The sequence below is a fragment of the Nonomuraea zeae genome (assembly GCF_005889725.1).
Classification (GTDB): domain Bacteria; phylum Actinomycetota; class Actinomycetes; order Streptosporangiales; family Streptosporangiaceae; genus Nonomuraea; species Nonomuraea zeae.
Genome location: NZ_VCKX01000277.1, coordinates 1 through 16,311, shown reverse-complemented (window position 1 = coordinate 16,311; position 16,311 = coordinate 1). Strand labels below are relative to the sequence as shown.

At 71.3% G+C, this 16,311-nt stretch carries 17 protein-coding genes; 8 read left to right on the top strand and 9 right to left on the bottom strand.

Annotation, left to right across the window (positions count from 1 at the left end; translation table 11 throughout):
* Positions 1 to 186 precede the first annotated feature (186 nt).
* Entirely contained in the window at positions 187 to 1,494 is a 1,308-nt protein-coding gene (locus tag ETD85_RS67110) for a sensor histidine kinase (RefSeq protein ID WP_206059365.1), read from the top strand.
* The gene (locus tag ETD85_RS49600) at positions 1,491 to 2,135 is read left to right on the top strand and encodes a response regulator transcription factor (RefSeq protein ID WP_138696834.1); all 645 of its coding nucleotides are present in this window, start codon (positions 1,491 to 1,493) and stop codon (positions 2,133 to 2,135) included. The genes ETD85_RS67110 and ETD85_RS49600 overlap by 4 nt, the downstream gene beginning before the upstream one ends.
* Here ETD85_RS49600 and ETD85_RS49595 read toward each other — a convergent pair.
* Both ETD85_RS49595 and ETD85_RS49590 read right to left on the bottom strand, forming a co-directional pair.
* Positions 2,121 to 2,942, bottom strand: a complete 822-nt coding sequence (locus ETD85_RS49595) for a glycerophosphodiester phosphodiesterase (RefSeq protein WP_138696833.1) — start codon at positions 2,940 to 2,942, stop codon at positions 2,121 to 2,123. The genes ETD85_RS49600 and ETD85_RS49595 overlap by 15 nt on opposite strands.
* Before the next feature lie 150 nt (positions 2,943 to 3,092).
* A complete protein-coding gene (locus ETD85_RS49590; protein ID WP_138696832.1) occupies positions 3,093 to 5,654 on the bottom strand; it encodes a glycosyl hydrolase family 18 protein in 2,562 nt (853 codons plus the stop codon).
* A 118-nt stretch (positions 5,655 to 5,772) separates the two neighbouring features.
* Between ETD85_RS49590 and ETD85_RS49585 the strand changes: the two genes are divergently transcribed.
* On the top strand, positions 5,773 to 7,176 hold the full coding sequence (locus ETD85_RS49585) for an MFS transporter (RefSeq protein ID WP_206059364.1): 1,404 nt from the start codon (positions 5,773 to 5,775) through the stop codon (positions 7,174 to 7,176).
* Here the strand turns inward: ETD85_RS49585 and ETD85_RS49580 are convergent.
* Positions 7,130 to 7,606, bottom strand: a complete 477-nt coding sequence (locus tag ETD85_RS49580; protein WP_138696831.1) for a TIGR03618 family F420-dependent PPOX class oxidoreductase — start codon at positions 7,604 to 7,606, stop codon at positions 7,130 to 7,132. The genes ETD85_RS49585 and ETD85_RS49580 overlap by 47 nt on opposite strands.
* A 40-nt stretch (positions 7,607 to 7,646) precedes the next feature.
* On the bottom strand, positions 7,647 to 8,045 hold the full coding sequence (locus tag ETD85_RS49575) for an ester cyclase (protein ID WP_138696830.1): 399 nt from the start codon (positions 8,043 to 8,045) through the stop codon (positions 7,647 to 7,649).
* Between the two features lie 37 nt (positions 8,046 to 8,082).
* Between ETD85_RS49575 and ETD85_RS49570 the strand changes: the two genes are divergently transcribed.
* The gene (locus ETD85_RS49570; protein WP_138696829.1) at positions 8,083 to 9,288 is read left to right on the top strand and encodes an amidohydrolase; all 1,206 of its coding nucleotides are present in this window, start codon (positions 8,083 to 8,085) and stop codon (positions 9,286 to 9,288) included.
* A gap of 65 nt (positions 9,289 to 9,353) precedes the next feature.
* Entirely contained in the window at positions 9,354 to 10,439 is a 1,086-nt protein-coding gene (locus tag ETD85_RS49565; protein ID WP_138696828.1) for a PrsW family intramembrane metalloprotease, read from the top strand.
* A gap of 15 nt (positions 10,440 to 10,454) precedes the next feature.
* Here ETD85_RS49565 and ETD85_RS49560 read toward each other — a convergent pair whose 3' ends face one another.
* Entirely contained in the window at positions 10,455 to 11,309 is an 855-nt protein-coding gene (locus tag ETD85_RS49560) for an alpha/beta fold hydrolase (protein ID WP_206059363.1), read from the bottom strand.
* Positions 11,310 to 11,335: 26 nt separating this feature from the next.
* Entirely contained in the window at positions 11,336 to 12,670 is a 1,335-nt protein-coding gene (locus tag ETD85_RS49555; RefSeq protein ID WP_170247269.1) for an MFS transporter, read from the bottom strand.
* Between the two features lie 54 nt (positions 12,671 to 12,724).
* Here ETD85_RS49555 and ETD85_RS49550 point away from each other — a divergent pair, with 54 nt between their 5' ends.
* Positions 12,725 to 13,246, top strand: a complete 522-nt coding sequence (locus ETD85_RS49550; protein ID WP_138696826.1) for a winged helix-turn-helix transcriptional regulator — start codon at positions 12,725 to 12,727, stop codon at positions 13,244 to 13,246.
* 32 nt (positions 13,247 to 13,278) lie between these two features.
* Positions 13,279 to 13,899, top strand: coding sequence for a pyridoxamine 5'-phosphate oxidase family protein (locus ETD85_RS49545; RefSeq protein ID WP_138696825.1), 621 nt, complete (start codon positions 13,279 to 13,281; stop codon positions 13,897 to 13,899).
* A gap of 14 nt (positions 13,900 to 13,913) precedes the next feature.
* On the opposite strand, the gene ETD85_RS63850 is transcribed toward ETD85_RS49545, so the two are convergent.
* The 3 genes from ETD85_RS63850 to ETD85_RS49535 form a co-directional block, all read right to left on the bottom strand.
* Positions 13,914 to 14,081: a hypothetical protein gene (locus ETD85_RS63850; RefSeq protein WP_170247268.1), complete on the bottom strand. Its 168-nt coding sequence runs from the start codon at positions 14,079 to 14,081 to the stop codon at positions 13,914 to 13,916.
* A 381-nt stretch (positions 14,082 to 14,462) separates the two neighbouring features.
* A complete protein-coding gene (locus ETD85_RS49540) occupies positions 14,463 to 14,906 on the bottom strand; it encodes a carboxymuconolactone decarboxylase family protein (protein WP_138696824.1) in 444 nt (147 codons plus the stop codon).
* A gap of 85 nt (positions 14,907 to 14,991) precedes the next feature.
* Entirely contained in the window at positions 14,992 to 15,441 is a 450-nt protein-coding gene (locus tag ETD85_RS49535; protein ID WP_138696823.1) for a hypothetical protein, read from the bottom strand.
* 80 nt (positions 15,442 to 15,521) lie between these two features.
* Here ETD85_RS49535 and ETD85_RS49530 point away from each other — a divergent pair.
* Positions 15,522 to 16,311 (top strand): MFS transporter (locus tag ETD85_RS49530; RefSeq protein ID WP_138696822.1); only part of this gene is annotated, 790 nt, incomplete at its 3' end.

Below are 16,311 nucleotides of genomic sequence, written 5' to 3'. Positions count from 1 at the left end.
CCGCCACCGCCACCGCCACCGCCACCGCCGCCGCGCGGCGGAGCGGTCGGTGCAGCGAACATCTCTGCCTCAGGGGGAGCGGTCGGGGCGTCTCCGCCCGGCGGCTCGGGCTTGCGGCCAGTTGGGGGAGCCGTACCGGCCACTTGGCGGACCCGGCGCGCCCGGCCGGCTGCCTACCATCGGGACGTGCTGAGCCGCTGGACGGAACGTCTCTTCGACGACCAGGTCGCCGCCGCCCGCCTCGTGACGCTGTCGGTCCTGGCCCTCGGCGACCTGCGCCTGCTGCACCGCCCCGAGGCCCCGGCCGACTGGGCGCTGGCGCTGGGCGGGCTGGCGGTCTGCCTGGCGGGCATCCGCGCGCCGCTGGCCGCCACCGCGACGGTGTCGGCGCTGCTCGTGGCCGGTGACGCGGTCGGCACCAGCGTGGGGGTGCCGCTCAAGGCGATGGTGGCGGTGGCGCTGTTCGAGCTGGCGCTGCGCGGCCACGGCCGGCGGGTCGGCGCGGGGGCGGCGATGGCGGCGTTCTTCCTGACCCTGCACGCCATGTCGGCGCCGGCCGCGGACGTGCCGGCGACGCTCTACCGGCTGGCCATCCTGGAGGGGGTGCCGCTGCTGTTCGGCGCGTACGTGCGGCTGATGCGCGAGAGCACCCGCCAGGCCGGGGAGCGCGCGGACGTCGAGCGGCGCCGCCGCCGGTCGGAGACGCTGGCCGCGCGGGCCGCCGAGCGTACGGCGATCGCCCGCGAGCTGCACGACCTGGTGGCGCACCACGTGTCCTCGATGGTGCTCAGGGTCGGCGTGGCCAGGCACGTGCTCCCGGCCGCCGATCCCCTGGTCACGCAGGTGCTGGACGACCTGCACGGCTCGGGCAGCGCGGCCCTGGTGGACCTGCGCAGGCTGGTGGCGGTGCTGCGCGATCCCGCGCGGGTGGGCGGCGGGCCGTTCTTCTCGCTGGTGGACCGGGCGGATCTGCCGGTCGCGCTGGAGGAGGCCGTGGCCAGGGCCAGGCAGACGGGGCTGATCGTGCGTGCCGAGATCGATCAGGCGGTCGCCGGGCTGGACTCGGTGCGCGGGCTGACGGTGCTGCGGCTGGTGCAGGAAGGGCTGGCCAACGCGGCCAAGCACGCGGCCAAGCACGCGGCCAAGCACGCGGCCAAGCACGCGGGCGAGCGGGCCTGCGTACGGCTGTCCGCGCGGGTGGCGGCGGGCACGGTCCGGCTGGAGGTCAGCGACGACGGCGGCCTCCAACGGGCGGACCCACGGGATCGCGACGACGGCGGCCCCGCACGGGCGGACCTGCCGGGTCGTGAGTGCGCGGCGGGGCACGGGCTGGTGGGGATGGCGGAGCGGGTCGAGCTGCTCGGCGGCCGGTTCGAGGCGGGACCTCCGCCGTCGGGGCGGGGCTGGCGGCTGTACGCGGAGCTGCCTCCCGGAGACCCGCCGGACCGCGTTCGGGGAGCGCCGGGTGTTCCGGCCGGGAAGGTGCCCGCGTGATCCGGGTGCTGCTCGCCGACGACCAGCAGCTCGTCCGCGTCGGCCTGCGCATGCTCTGCGAGTCCGACCCGGGCGTCGAGGTGGTCGGCGAGGCCGGTGACGGGCGCGAGGCGGTACGGCTGGCCGAGCGGACCCGCCCCGACCTCATCCTGATGGACCTGCGCATGCCCGGCGTGGACGGCATCACCGCGACCGAGCGCATCATGGCGGCCCGGCCGGCCAGCAGGATCGTGGTGCTGACCACGTTCGACGACGACGAGCACCTCTACCCGGCGCTGGCCGCGGGCGCGTTCGGGTTCCTGGTGAAGGACTCGCCGCCGGCCGAGCTGCTCGCCGCGCTGCACCGCGCGGCGGACGGCGAGCCGCCCTTCAGCCAGTCCGTGCTGGGACGGCTGGTCGCGCAGGCCGTCCGCGCGCGCGAGCCCAGGGCCCGGGCGCGGGAGATCCCGGAGCTGAGCCCGCGCGAGCGGGACGTGCTGGCCATGGTCGGCGCGGGGCTGTCGAACAGGGAGATCGCCGAGCGCCTCCACCTGGGGGTCTCGACGGTCAAGACGCACGTGACGAGCCTGATGCGCAAGACCGGCGCCCCGAACCGGATCAGGCTGGCCGTGCTGGCCGCCCGCGCCTCAGCCGCTGAGTAGGTCGTCCAGGAGGTCGGGCCGGTTGGTGATGATGCCGTCCACGTCGTAGCCGAGCAGGCGGCGCATGGCGTCGGGGGTGTCCGCGGTCCAGGCGAGCACCTCCATGCCGAGGCCGTGCACGCGCCGGACGTACGCGGCGGTCAGGCTGGCGTGCGGCGGGTTGATCTGGTCGGCGAAGTCCGCCAGTCCGGGCAGCTCGGCGGCCGAGGGCGTGCCGAGCAGCCCGATCGGCACGTCCGGCAGCAACCCGTGGAACTCCCGCATCGAGCCCCAGTCGAACGACTGCACCACCACCCGTGAGCCGGCCAGCCAGCCGGGGTTGCGGCGCAGCTCGGCGGCGATGCGGGCCTCGATGCCCGGGTAGCGCTCCGGCTCCTTGACCTCCAGCAGCAGGCCCAGGCCCGAGCCGCTCATCGCGCGCAGCGCCTCGCCGAGGGTGGGCACGCGCTCGTCGTCGTAGTCCCCGGACCGCCACGAACCCGCGTCGAGCCGCCGGATCTGGGCGAGCGTGAGGTCGCCGACGTTCCACGGGGCCAGAGCGGGATAGACGCGCTCGACGTCGGTGGTGCGGGACAGCGTCGCGTCGTGCATCAGGACCAGCTCGTGGTCCTTGGTCTCCTGGACGTCGAGCTCGAAGACGTCGGCTCCCATCGAGGCGGCCAGCTCGAAGGCGGCGATGGTGTTCTCGGGGGCGTACGCGGAGGCCCCCCGGTGGGCGATGTTGACGACGGAGTCGGCGGCGGCGACGGCGGGCGTGGTCAGGAGGGTGAGCGAGGTCACGAGAATGAGGGCGAGTCGGGCGGACATGGGTCTCCTGCGCTCGGAAAGAGGCCTACGACTCGACGATGACAGGGGATCGTGACTTCGAGTTGAGTGCAGAGTAGCGCGCCGGTGCCCGCCCGATGAGCATTCGACACGCGGGGCGGGCGAGCGCACCCGCCCCGCGTGTCGACGGTGCTACTTCAGCCCCGCGTCCAGCGCTCCGGTGAGCGTGCCGGTATCTCCGGACATCTCCCAGATCATCGCGCCGAGCAGTCCCTTGCTCCGCAGCCAGGCGGTCTTCTTGCCGATCGACCAGGCGTCGTCGAACGTCCACCACTGCCCGCCGTTACCGGTGTGGCAGTACGTGGCCACCGCCTGCTCGTCATGCCTGACGGTGCAGCCGGGCACCATGGCCAGCAGGTTGCTGTAACCGCGCGTGCCCGCCTCCTCCTGGAACTGGCCGGGCGCGGCGCCGTTCGCCGACTGCCACTCGCCGAACTTGCCGCCGTCGGCGACCTGCTGCCAGCCCCGGCCGTAATAGGCCAGGCCGATGGTCAGCTTGCGGGGGTTCACCCCGGCCTGGAGGTAGACGTCGATCGCCTTCTCGACGCTGAAGTCCGGGTTGTACGGGCTGTCGGTGTCGAGGTAGAGGTTGCCCTGGTGACCGGTTCGGTTGGGCTCCCAGGAGTTGTCGCTGCCCGCGCCGTGGAAGTCGTAGCCCTGGACGTTGAAGATGTCCAGCGACTTCGCGACCTCGGGCAGGTCCCAGCCGGCGGCGATCTTGGCCGGGTCGGCCGGGGTGAACGCCGTGAGCTGGTAGCGCTGGCCCGTCGTCGCGGTCAGCGCGTCGAGCTGGCGCCGGAACTCGGCGATCAGCAGCGTGTTGTTCGCCTTGTCGCTCGGGCTGACGTGGTTGCCCGCGTGCCCCTCGGCGCCCGGCCACTCCCAGTCGAGGTCGATGCCGTCGAAGATGCCCGCGCCCGTCCCGGGGCCGCCCGCGCCGTTGTAGGCGGGCAGGTTGCCCTTGATGTAGATGTCGATGCAGGACGAGACGAACTTCTTGCGGGCCGCGTCCGTGGCCGCCACGTCGGAGAAGTACTTGGAGTACGTCCAGCCGCCGAGCGAGATCAGCACCTTGAGGTGCGGGTGCTTGGCCTTGAGCTTCTTGAGCTGGTTGAAGTTGCCGCGCAGCTTCTCCCAGCCGGTGTCGGCCACGCCGTCCACGGACTGCGCCGAGCTGAAGGGCCGGCCGTAGTCGGCCTCGGCGTCGCCCGCGCCGTCGCCCTGGTTCGGGTCCTGCGGGTTGGCGGTCGTGCCCTTGGTGACGCCCTGGAGGCAGGTGAGGTTCTGCGGGTCGATGTTGGCGAAGGCGTAGTTGATGTGGGTCAGCTTGGCCGCCGCGCCGGTGGTGTCGAGGTTGCGGACGAAGTATTGGCGGCCGTAGATACCCCATTGGACGAAATATCCGACGCGGGCGTAGCCGGTCTCGACGATGTCCGCCGTCGTCACCTGCACCGCCGCGCCGGCCGCCGAGACGTTGTCGTACAGGTCCCTGGCCTTGACGGTGAAGGAGTACGCGGTCGAGGGCGACAGGCCGGAGACGGTCGCCGTGGTGCCGGTGACCGTCGTGGCCACCGCGGAGCCGACATACACGTCGTAGTTGGCTACGCCGGAATTGTCGGTCGAGGCGGTCCAGGCCAGCGTGACGCTGGAGGAGGTCTTGGCGGTGCTGCGCAGGCCGCCGGGCACCGTGGGCGCCTGGGTGTCGTCGGCCGGGTTCCTGGTGGTCACGGCCAGCGGCGCCGACGCGGCCGACAGCGTGCCCTTGCGGTCCTTGGCCTTGACCGTGAACGTGTACGCGGTGGACGGCGTCAACCCGGACACCAGGGCGGAGGTGCCGGTCACGGAGGCGGCCAGGGCGGTGCCGTTGTAGACCTCGTACCCGGTGACCGGGAGGCTGCCCGGCGCGGAGGCGTCCCAGGCGAGCGAGACGGTCCTGGTCGTCCTGACCGGCGAGCGCAGGTTGCCGGGAGCGGACGGGGGCGCGTCGGGGGCGCCGTCGCAGTTGACGTCGTTGATGCGGCAGCTCGTCGGCTCGGCGCCGGCGGTGCTGACGGTGAAGGACGGGCTGTAGGGCTCGGTGGTCGCGCCCGCGTTGACGGTCGTGTTGTAGTGGGCCGGCGTCAGCGTCACTGTCCGGCCGCTCTGGCTGAGCGAGCCGTTCTGGACGTTGCTCGCGGTCACCCCGGCGGGCAGGTCGAAGACGATCGTCCAGCCGTTGAGCGCGGTCGTGCCGTTGTTGGCGACCACGAACTTGGCGGCCGTCCCGTTGACGTCGTACGTGGCGCTGACCGGCGGCTTTGCGGGTGGGTCGCCGCCGCTGCCGTCACAGTTGGCGCCGTTGATCAGGCAGCTCACCGGCTGGACGGCCGCGCTGAGCGTGACCTTGGGGCTGTACGGCTCGGTGTTGCGGCCCGGCTGGACGGTGTTGATGTAGAAGGCGGGGGTGAGCGTCACCTTCGTGCCGCTCTGGCGGATGGTGGCGTTCTGGGGGTTCGACGCGGTGACCCCGGCGGGCAGGTCGAAGACGATCGACCACCCGGTCACGGCGGTCGTGCCCGGATTGGCGACCACGAACGTGCCCGTGGTGCCGGACAGCGTGAACGTGGCGACGAGGCGGCTCGCGGCCTGTGCGGGAAGCCCGCACAACGCGATGATCACAGCTACGGCGATCAGGGGGGTGACTAATCGGCGCACGTCAGAGACCTTTCTTTAAAGAAAGTTTCCTAACAATTAGGCGGATGGTAAGCCGGGCCCGGCGAACTTGCAAGGGCCGGTGGTGATCAAGCGATCCGGACGCCCTAGCCTGAATGTCGTGAAATCCGGCGGAGTGCTGGCCGTGCTGCTCTCGGCCTGGTTCATGGCACAGTTCGACTTCTTCGTGGTCAACGTGGCCGCCCCGGCCATCGAGCACGACCTGAACGCCGGGCCCGCCGCCCTGGAGCTGATCGTCGGCGGCTACGCCTTCACCTACGCGGCCGGCATGATCACCGGCGGCCGGCTCGGCGACCGCTACGGCTACCGGCGGCTGTTCGTGTGGGGCGTGACCGCGTTCACGGTCGCGTCGGTGCTCTGCGGGCTCGCCGCCGACCCGGTCCAGCTGGTGGCCGCGCGGCTGCTCCAGGGCCTGGCGGGCGCCGCGATGGTGCCGCAGGTGCTGGCCACGATCTCCGCCGTCTATCCGCCGGAGGAGCGGGCGCGGGCCGTGGGCTGGTACGGCGCGGTCGGCGGCCTCGGCTCGATCGCCGGCCAGGTGCTGGGCGGGCTGCTGCTCACCGCCGACGTTCTCGGCCTGGGCTGGCGGGTCATCTTCCTGATCAACCTGCCCGTCGGCCTGGTCGTCGTGCCGCTGGCGGCCCGGCTCCTGCCGCACGTCGAGACGGGCCGCCACCCCAGGCTCGACCTGCCGGGCGCGGCGGGGCTGGCCGCGGGCCTGGCGCTGGTGCTGGTGCCGCTCGGCCTGGGCAACAGCCTGGGCTGGCCGGTGTGGACCTGGATCTGCATGGCGGCGAGCGTCCCGGTGTTCGCGCTGACCTGGCGCTGGCAGCACGTGCTCGCGGCGCGGGGCGGGCAGCCGGTGCTGGACCTGGCGCTGCTCAAGGTCCACTCCTACCTGGCGGGCGTCGGGGCCATCGTGGCGTTCATGGCGTACTTCGCCTCGTTCATGTTCACGCTGACGCTGCTGCTGCAGGGCGGGCTCGGGCTCACCGCCTTCCAGGCGGGGCTGGCGTTCGCGCCGATGGGCCTGCTGTTCACGCTCACCTCGCTGCTGGGGACCCGTCTGGTCAGAAGGTACGGCCTGATCATCGTCATGATCGGCGGCACGATCGCGGCGCTCGGACTCGGCCTGCTCGTGATCGGCTCAGGGCACGGCCTGCCGTGGATCATGGCCGCGCTGATGCTCGTCGGCTTCGGCAACGGCCTGGTCCTGCCGCAGCTCATCGGGGCGGCGCTGGTCGAGGTGGCCCCGCATCAGGCCGGCATCGGATCGGGCATCCTCAGCACGGCCCAGCAGTTCGCCGGTGCGGGCGGGGTGGCCGTGATCGGCGCGGTGTTCTTCGCCGCCGCGGAAGGCGGGCGTCAGGTCCAGGCCATGCGCTGGTCGGCGGCCATCGATCTGGCGCTCGTCCTCGTGGTGATCGCGATGGTCGCCTACAACAGGAGCCGGGCCCTCAGACGGGAACGGTCAGCTCGGTCCCGTAGAGCCGCGACACCCTGAGCCTGATCACCAGCCGCCGGTCGGCGACCAGCCGCGCCAGGAAGGCCTGCGCGTCGGCGGGATCGGTGAAGCCCGGGTGCATGGCCAGCAGCTCCCTGCCCACCTCGTCGCCCGGGTCGGTCGTCACCGGCGACAGCTCGGCCCGGCCCTCGGCCACGGCGTAGGAGGAGAAGTCGTCGCTGGCCGCGTAGAGCGCGCAGCGCGGGTCCTCGTGCAGCTGGCGGACCTTGAGCCGGTCGGCGACCGTCGAGATCCGGACCACCCGCTGCTCAGGGTCCCAGTCGTAGCGGACCGTGGACATGTGCGGCCGGCCGCCGCCCTTGTTCGTGGCAAGGGAGCCGAATTGCTGCGCGGCCAGCAGCAGGGAGAGCTGCTCGTCGGTCAGCGAGCGAGGCTCTGAGCCCGTGTCAGGGCTGTACTCCTGCGACATGCACCCCGTCCCCGTCCCCGTCCTCATAAATATGGATATGTCAGCTTATCCCGAGCTCTTTGTTGAATGTCGGAACGTCCGAGATCACCCAGTACTCGGCGAACCTGCCGCCCTCGGCGCGCAGGATGTCGTGGCCGCTGAAGGCCACCCTGGTCCCTTCCGCCGCGCTCGCGCCCGGGATGCCGCCCCGGTAGTCGCCGCTGAAGGTCCACCTGGCCGACACCAGGTCCCCGTCCGCGATCGGCCCGACGTCGAGCGTGACCTTGACGTCGCCGAACGGCGCGTACCCCTGCCTGAGCGCCGCGATCAGCCCTTCGGGACCGCGCACGTCCATGCCCGGCCAGTGGCCGGCGAAGTCCGGGGTCACCAGCTCGTACGCGAGCCCGAAATCGCCGTTCCACATCTCGAGCAGCCATCGTCTGTACAGATCGGAGGTCATCGGGGCCCTCTACCCGCTCCCCGATAAGTTACGAGTCATGAACCTTGCGATTACCGGCGGATATGTCGTACCAGTTGACGGCGACCCCATCGACGGCGGCACCGTGCTCATCCAGGACGGGAAGATCACCGAGGTCGGCCGGGACGTGGCCGTGCCGGACGGGACCCCCGTCGTGGACGCCCAGGGCGGCTGGGTGCTGCCCGGCTTCGTCGAGGCCCACGGCCACCTCGGCGTGTACGAGGAGGCCGAGGGCTGGGCCGGTCAGGACACCAACGAGATGACCGACCCGAACGGCGCCCGCCTGCGCGCGCTCGACGCCATCAACCCCGCCGACCTGGCCTTCGCCGACGCGCTCTCCGGCGGGGTGACCACCGCGGTGATCAAGCCGGGCTCCGGCAACCCGATCGGCGGCCAGACGGTCGCGATCAAGTGCTGGGGCAGGTCCGTGGACGAGATGCTGCTCAAGGAGCCGGTGAGCGTCAAGAGCGCGCTCGGCGAGAACCCCAAGCGCGTCTACGGCGACCAGAAGAAGCTGCCCTCCACCCGGCAGGGCGTGGCCGCGGTGATCCGCGACGCGTTCATGAAGGCGCAGGACTACAAGGCCAGGCGGGCGGCGGCGGCCGAGGAGGGCAAGCCGTTCGACCGCGACGGCACGCTGGAGATCCTGGTCCGCGTGCTGGACGGCGAGCTGCCGTGGTGCCAGCACACGCACCGGGCCGACGACATCGCCACCGCGCTGAGGCTGGCCGACGAGTTCGGCTACCGCGTCGTGCTCAATCACGGCACCGAAGGCCACCTGCTGGCCGACACCCTGGCCGCCAAGCGGATCCCGGTCATCATCGGCCCGCTGTTCACCAGCCGGTCGAAGGTGGAGCTGCGCCAGCGCTCGCTGCGCAACCCGGGGATCCTGGCGCGGGCGGGCGTCGAGCTGGCGATCACCACCGACCACCCCGTGGTGCCGATCCACTTCCTCGTCCACCAGGCCACGCTGGCGGTCAAGGAAGGGCTGGACCCGGCCGTCGCGCTGCGGTCGATCACCCTGAACCCGGCCCGGATCATGGGCCTCGACGACCGGGTGGGCGCGCTGCGCCCGGGGCTGGACGGCGACGTGGTGATCTGGTCCGGAGACCCCCTGGACGTCATGAGCCGGGCGCAGCGGGTGTTCATCTCCGGCCGCGAGGTGTATTCCTACGCCAACGGCGAATCCGTCGTGACGGATCCGTACTACCGCGAAATCAAGTAACCGTTAAGTGACTGTCGATGTGACCCGTGCATAGTGGGCGGACCAGCGGGAAGAGAGGCATCACAATGACAGCTCCGTTGCTCGCCCAGCGGCCCAGCAAGGCTCTGTTGATCGGCCTCGTCGTCTCGGGCGTCCTCGCGCTGGTCGTGCTCGCCTTCATGCTCGTGTCCGGCGGTCCCATCGGGTTCGGCTTGTCCGCGTTATTGGCCGTGGCGCCGCTGCCCGTGCTGCTCGCGGCCGTGCTCTCGCTCGACAGGCTCGAACCCGAGCCCAAGCTCAGCCTGGCCTTCGCGTTCGCGTGGGGCGCCGGGGTCGCGATCGTGCTGGGCATCGCGCTGACGTTCGTCGGCCAGGAGCTGTTCGCCCGCGCCGGCTACGGCTCCGCGGTCGTCACCAGCGTGGGCACCGTCCTGCTCGCCCCCGTGATCGAGGAGGCGCTCAAGGGCTCGGCGCTGCTGCTGCTCCTGCGCAGGAGGCGGGAGATCGACGGCCTGACCGACGGCATCGTGTACGCCTCCATGGCCGGCCTCGGCTTCGCGCTCGTGGAGAACGTCGGCTACTACCTGATCGCGTTCGGTGAGGACGGCGCGGGCGGCGCGGTGCAGCTCTTCGTCATGAGGGGGCTGATCGACCCGCTCGGCCACCCCATCTACACCTCGATGATCGGCGTCGGCGTCGCGTACGCGCTCACGCACCGCAACCCCGCCAGGATCGCCGCGATTCCGATCGGCTACCTGGGCGCGGTCTTCCTGCACGCCCTCTGGAACGGCGCCGCCACCACGGGCTCGCTGGCCTGGCTGGGCCTGGCCTACCTGGTGATCATGGTGGCGCTGATCGCCCTCATCGTCGTCACCGTCGTGGAGCGCCGTCACCTCGTCGCCAGGATGGGCGTCTACCTGCCCGGCTACCAGCAGACGGGGCTGGTCACCGAGGCCGACGTCAGGATGCTCAGCACGCTCTCCGCCCGCAAGACGGCCCGCAAGTGGGCCAGGAGGGCCGGGCTCGGCCGGGCCATGAGCGACTACCAGCAGGCGGCGACCGAGCTGACCCTGCTGCACCTGCGGGCGGAACGCCAGGGCATGGACCCGGTCAAGTTCGCGGTGGAGCGCGATGCGTACTTGGGGGCGATGGCGCACACCCGCAGGTGGTGAGGTCGTCCGGCCCGGCTAGTCGCGGGGGAGCAGGAAGTCGGTCATGTGCGCGAGCACGGCGTCCGGCTGCTCCTCGGCCAGGAAGTGCCCGCAGTCGGGGATCTCGGCACCGCGTACGTCAAGGGCGTAGTCGCGCCAGACGTCCAGCACCGGCACCCGGCGGGCCAGCCCGGCCGCGCCCCACAGCGCCAGCACCGGCATCTCCAGCCGCCGGCCCGCCTCCCAGTCGGCGTCGTCGTGCTCGGCGTCGTACGGGAACGAGGCCCGGTAGTCGTCGAACCCGGCGCGCAACGCCCCCGGCTGCTCGAAGGCCCGCACGTACTCCTCGACCTCCAGCCGGGAGCGCTGCACCGTCCAGTTCTCGAAGAAGTAGCCCAGGTAGGCGCGCACGTTCTGGCCCGCGAGCAGCTCGGGCAGGTCGGGCTGCAGGTGGAAGGTCCAGTGCCAGGTGCCCGCCGCCACCCCCGTCTGCATGTCGAACCGGCGCCACATCTCCCTGGTCGGGATGATGTCCATGACCACCAGCCGCTCGACCTCGTCCGGATGGTCGAGGGCGTAGCGGTGGGCGACCCGGGCGCCCCGGTCGTGCCCGGCCAGCATGAGCGTGGAGTGGCCGAGCGAGCGCGCCAGGGCGTGGATGTCGGCGGCCATCGTGCGCTTGTCATAGCCGGTCGCCGGCTTGTCCGTCCTGCCGTACCCGCGCAGGTCGGGAGCGACCACGGTGAAGTGCTCGGCCAGGGCGGGGATGATCGGCCGCCAGCAGTGGCCGGTCTGCGGCCAGCCGTGCAGCAGCACGAGCAGCGGCCCGTCGCCGTCGATCAGGTAGTGCATGCGCAGGCCGTCGAGGTCGGCCATCCGCGATTCGGTCATGTTTCGCCTTTCTTGGCAATGCTTGATCAGGATCGGACCGCCAGGGCGGTGATCGCCGTGACGCCGGTGAGCACGATGCAGGCCGCCACCGCGACGGCCGTACCCTGCCCTACCCCGAAGCCGCCGACGACCGCAGCCACGCCGGCCGCGCCCAGGGAGGAGCCGACGTACCTGGCGGTGTTGTTCGCGCCCGAGCCCATGCTGACCCGGTGCGCGGGCACGCTCTCGATCGCCAGATGCGTGATCGAGGAGTTGATCAGACCGGACCCGACGCCGCTCACCGCCAGCCCCGCCAGGATCAGCGGGAGCGTCAGCGAGTCGCCCACGTTCAGCAGCCCGCCGAACCCGGCCGCGCTCAGGCCCAGCCCGAGCGCGAACCGCGCGGCCGCGCCCAGCCGTACGTGCCGGGCCAGCAGTGACGCCGCGAACGACAGGCCCGACCAGACGCCGAACAGCAGCCCCGTGTCCAGCGGCGTCAGCCCGTACGTGGTCTGCAGCACGCTCGGCAGGTAGCTGAGCAGCCCGACCACCGCCGCCCCCACGACCAGCGCCCCGCCCGTCGCCACGAGGAACGCCGGCCGCCCGAACAGCTCCGGATCGAGCAACGGCTCGGAGCGCCGCCGCTCCACCGCCACGAACGCCACCAGGAGCACCACCGCCACGGCGAACGCCCCCAGCACGACCGGCCGCGCCCACCCGGCCCGGCCTTCCGTCACCCCCGCGACCAGCGCGGCCACGCCCAGGCTGAGCAGCACCACGCCAGGCACGTCGAACCTGCGCGGGGTCTCCGAGCGCGACTCCTCCAGGACCATGGCCGACACCGCGGCCAGCGCCAGCGCGCACACCGCCATCAGCCAGTACACCGTCCGCCAGCCCGACACGGTGGCCAGCAGCCCGGACGCCAGCGGTCCGAGCGCCGTGCCCAGCCCGATCATCGCGCCATAGCGCCCGGTGGCGCGCAGCCGCTCCCTCCCGGTGGGGTAGGCGTGCCCGACGATGCCCAGGCTCGCCGCCAGCATCGCCGCGCTCGCCCCGCCCTGGAACAGCCTGGCCAGGACGAACATCGGCACCGTGGTGCTCACCGCGGCCACCACGCTGGCGACGGCGAGCACGCCCGTGCCCACGACCAGCACCCGCCTTCGCCCGTAGTCGTCGGCGAGCCCGCCGGAGACCAGCAGCAGCGCCGACAGCCCGAGCGCGATCGCTCCCAGGATCCACACCGGTCCCGTCGGCCCGGCGCCCAGCGACCGCGCGGTCTCGGGCAGCGTCACCATCGGCACCGTGTAGTTCGTCAGCACGAGCAACGGCGCCGAGGACGCCACAGCCAGCGTTCCCCTGCGCCGCACTGTCAGTTCGGTCATTGAACTCATGCGCCGAAGGCTAGCACGGTTCAATGAATGAACTAAGCTGGGGACATGGCGCTGGGTAAGAACTACGACGGCCAGGACTGCTCGCTGGCCAAGGTCCTGGAAGTGGTCGGCGAGCGGTGGACGCTGCTCGTGGTCCGCGACGCGATGTACGGCGTGCGCCGCTTCGGCGATTTCCAGGCCCACCTCGACATCCCGAGGGCGGTCCTGTCGCAGCGGCTCGGCGCGCTCGTCGAGGCCGGCATCCTCGACCGGCGCCGTTACCAGGACGCGCCGCCGCGCGACGAGTACATCCTGACCGCCAGGGGCCGCGACCTCTGGATGCCGGTGGTGATGCTGGCGCAGTGGGGCGACCGCCACCTCGCCACGCACGGCCCCCGCCGCCTCTACCACCACGTGGAGTGCGACACCCGGCTGGACCCGGCCTCGTTCTGCGTCACCTGCGGCCGGACCGTCCCGCTGGAGGAGATCGAGGTACGCCCTGGGCCGGGGCTGAGCGAGGACACGCGACAGGACCAGGTGAGTCTCGCTCTGCGGACACCACATCGGATGCTGACTCCGATTCCCTGACAAAATAGGGGAAACCCCTGAAGGGAGATCGCGTGAGCTGGGCGGAGATCGGGTCAGAGGACGAGTTGCGCGAGCTGCTCGGGGAGGTCCTGCCGAGGGCGGCGACCAAGGACCGGCAGCGGCTGCACGAGCGGGACCGGGACTGGCTGGCGGCTTCGCCGTTCTGCCTGATCGCCACTTCGAACGACCAGGGCGACTGCGATGTCTCGCCCAAGGGGGATCCGGCCGGATTCGTCCACGTCATTGACGACACGACGATCGCCATCCCCGACCGCCCGGGGAACCGCCGGGCCGATGGATTCCTCAATATCCTGAAAAATCCGCATGTGGGGTTGATCTTCCTCATCCCCGGCCGCAACGAGACCCTGCGCATCAACGGCCGGGCCCGGCTCATCCGCGAGGCCCCGTTCTTCGACGACCTGATCGTCAAGGGCCACCGGCCGCACCTCGCGCTCGTCGTGGAGATCGAGCAGATCTTCTTCCACTGCGCCAAGGCGTTCCTGCGCTCGTCCCTGTGGAAGCCGGACGCCTGGGGCTCCGACGGCCTGCCCTCGCACGCCAGGCTGGTCAAAGAGGTGCAGCAGGTCGAGGAGAGCGTGCAGCAGTTGGAGAGCTATTACGGCGAGAGTTACGCCAACCGACTCTACGGCTGACCGGGGCCCCATGATCAGGCGGCGGGGGTGGGGCCGCCAGGGAAGTGGAGCACGTTTCTGCCGGTGTAGGCGCGCAGGTCGACGACCTTGGGGTCGCCAGGTGGCTTGCGGCGGTCTGCCGAGCGAATGTCGCGGACCTTGTGCCTGGCAATGTGTGGCGGCACCACCACAAGCCTCTTCATCGTAAGCCCCCCGTGATGTTCTTGTTATCTATGTTATCTACAGATACCCCCGTAAGTTCGGTGTAAGGAGTAAGTCAATAGGGAAGCGGGCGACCCGCCGGTGATCGCAGGTCCAGCTCCACGACCGGCCGGGTGATGCGCTTGGTGGCCGACTTTCTGACTCTGACGCGTTTCATGGTCTCCCCCTTCCGAAGCGCGTCCTTCTCCTCCGACTGTGCGTCGTCTTTCTCGCCGGCGGCATGACGGGCGCCTGCCATCCGCCTTGGGCGCCAACCTAATCGGGCGGCACCGGCCCGCTCAACGGATTTCTAACGAGTGGGCCGGTGTCCCAGGGCACAGCACGCCACGGGAAAAGGGGCGTGGGGCCGCCTGCCCGGGGCGTCAGGTGCCGGGGGTCAACCGCGCCGTGACGCCGATCCTGTTCCAGGCGTTGATCATCGCGATCGCCACCACCAGCAGCGAGAGCTGCTTCTCGGTGTAGTGCTCGGCCGCCTGCTGCCACACCGCGTCGGGCACGGCCTCGCGGTCGGCGAGCCTCGTCGCCTCCTCGGTCAGGGCCAGCGCGGCCCGCTCGGCCGGGCTGTAGACCGTGGCCTCGCGCCAGGTCACCACCGACCACAGGCGCTCGTCGCTCTCCCCGGCCTTTTTCATGTCCCTGCTGTGCATGTCGACGCAGTAGCCGCAGCCGTTGATCTGGCTGGCGCGCAGCTTGATCAGCTCGATGGTGGCGGCCGGCAGCTCACTCTCGTGCAGCAGCTTCTCCACCGACAGGAACAGGTGGTACGCCTCAGGAACGTGCTTGGCGACGTTGATCCGCTGGGACATGTCGTCCTCCATGTGTTTCGGTCTCTACACATGGAGGACGCGGAAGGCCGCCGGGTTGTGACAACTTCGGGGAAAAACGCCGGTCTCAGCCCTGGCAGTTACCCCAGGTCTTCCGGCCGCCCCAGGCTTCGACGCGGTTGCGGGGGTCGCGGGTCCAGCCGGCGTACCGTACGCACTTCCAGCTGCCGTCGATGTGGCCGGTCTCGGCGTAGTAGCGGTACTTCTGGACGTCCTCGCTCCGGCCGCCGCCGCGTACCTCGAGGTAGGCGCCGGTCACCGTACTCGCGCCCGAATACCTGGTCTTGATCGCGGCGACGCAGTTCTTGCCGCTGCGCTTGCTGTACATCAGGTATACGTGCCCGAGGACGGCTCCGTCGCGGGTCTGCATCGCGCGGTGACCGTCCTTGACCCGCGCGAAGCCGTGGCCGCAGACGCGCTCGGGGGTGTAGGCGGCCGAGGCGGCGTACGCGGAGGAGGGGGTGGCGGCGATCCCGGCAGCTACCAGGGCGGCCGCGATGACCGTACGCGTGAGCACGAAATTCTCTCCGACAGTGGGTAATAAGGACATCGTCGATCTTGACCGTCACTTGACCGAATTTCAAGGGGTGCTGGCAAATGCCGCTCATCGCGGTGTGCGCGGCGTGGGCCGTGTTCTGGGGCTCGTGGTCGGCGTTGCTGCCCGCAGTCAAGCTCGAACTAGGCATCTCAGCGGCCGACCTCGGTCTGGCGCTGAGCGTCGTACCGGTGGGGGCGTTGCCCGCGATGGCGCTGACGGGACGGCTGGCGCGAGGGCGCGAGCGGGGCGCCCTGATGGTGAGCACGGCCGCGTTCGCCGTCAGCGTGGCCTGCGTCGGGCTGGTCACCGAGCCCTGGCAGCTGGCGGCGGCGCTGCTGGTCGTCGGCGCGGCCAGCGGCGCGCTCGACATCGCTCTCAACCTGGCCACGGGGCGGGCCGAGCGCGAGACGGGACGCAGGCTCTTCCAGGCGGTGCACGCCGCCTTCCCGGTCGCGGTCATCGTGGCGGCGCCGGCGACGGGGCTGGCGCGTTCGCTCGGTCTCGGGGTCGGTGCGGTGCTCGTCGTGATCGCGCTGATCGTGCTGGCCGCGTCCCTGTCGGTGCCGGCGCTGCGACTGGGACACGGCCGGCCCGAGTCGCCCGCCCGCAGCGACCGGCGGGGGCTGCTCGGGGCCGCCGTCGTGCTCGGAACGCTGGCCGCCTGCGCGCTGGTCATCGAGAACTCGGTCGAGCAGTGGTCGGTGCTGCTGCTGGAGGAGCACCGGGGGGCGACGCCGCTGGTGTCGAGCGCCGCGCCCTCGGTGTACATGGCGGCGCTCACGGTGGGGCGGCTCGTCGTCCAGCTGCTGCCCAGGGTGCCGCTCAGGGCGCTGTACCTGGTGGCGGGGG

Coding starts and splice junctions, on each gene's coding strand:
- ETD85_RS49595 (WP_138696833.1), bottom strand. CDS start 2,942: ATGTCCGCCCGACTCGCCCTCATTCTCGTGACCTCGCTCACCCTCCTG.
- ETD85_RS63850 (WP_170247268.1), bottom strand. CDS start 14,081: ATGAAGAGGCTTGTGGTGGTGCCGCCACACATTGCCAGGCACAAGGTC.
- ETD85_RS49540 (WP_138696824.1), bottom strand. CDS start 14,906: ATGTCCCAGCGGATCAACGTCGCCAAGCACGTTCCTGAGGCGTACCAC.
- ETD85_RS49550 (WP_138696826.1), top strand. CDS start 12,725: ATGGCGCTGGGTAAGAACTACGACGGCCAGGACTGCTCGCTGGCCAAG.
- ETD85_RS49580 (WP_138696831.1), bottom strand. CDS start 7,606: ATGTCGCAGGAGTACAGCCCTGACACGGGCTCAGAGCCTCGCTCGCTG.
- ETD85_RS49555 (WP_170247269.1), bottom strand. CDS start 12,670: ATGACCGAACTGACAGTGCGGCGCAGGGGAACGCTGGCTGTGGCGTCC.
- ETD85_RS49575 (WP_138696830.1), bottom strand. CDS start 8,045: ATGACCTCCGATCTGTACAGACGATGGCTGCTCGAGATGTGGAACGGC.
- ETD85_RS49560 (WP_206059363.1), bottom strand. CDS start 11,309: ATGACCGAATCGCGGATGGCCGACCTCGACGGCCTGCGCATGCACTAC.
- ETD85_RS49565 (WP_138696828.1), top strand. CDS start 9,354: ATGACAGCTCCGTTGCTCGCCCAGCGGCCCAGCAAGGCTCTGTTGATC.
- ETD85_RS49570 (WP_138696829.1), top strand. CDS start 8,083: ATGAACCTTGCGATTACCGGCGGATATGTCGTACCAGTTGACGGCGAC.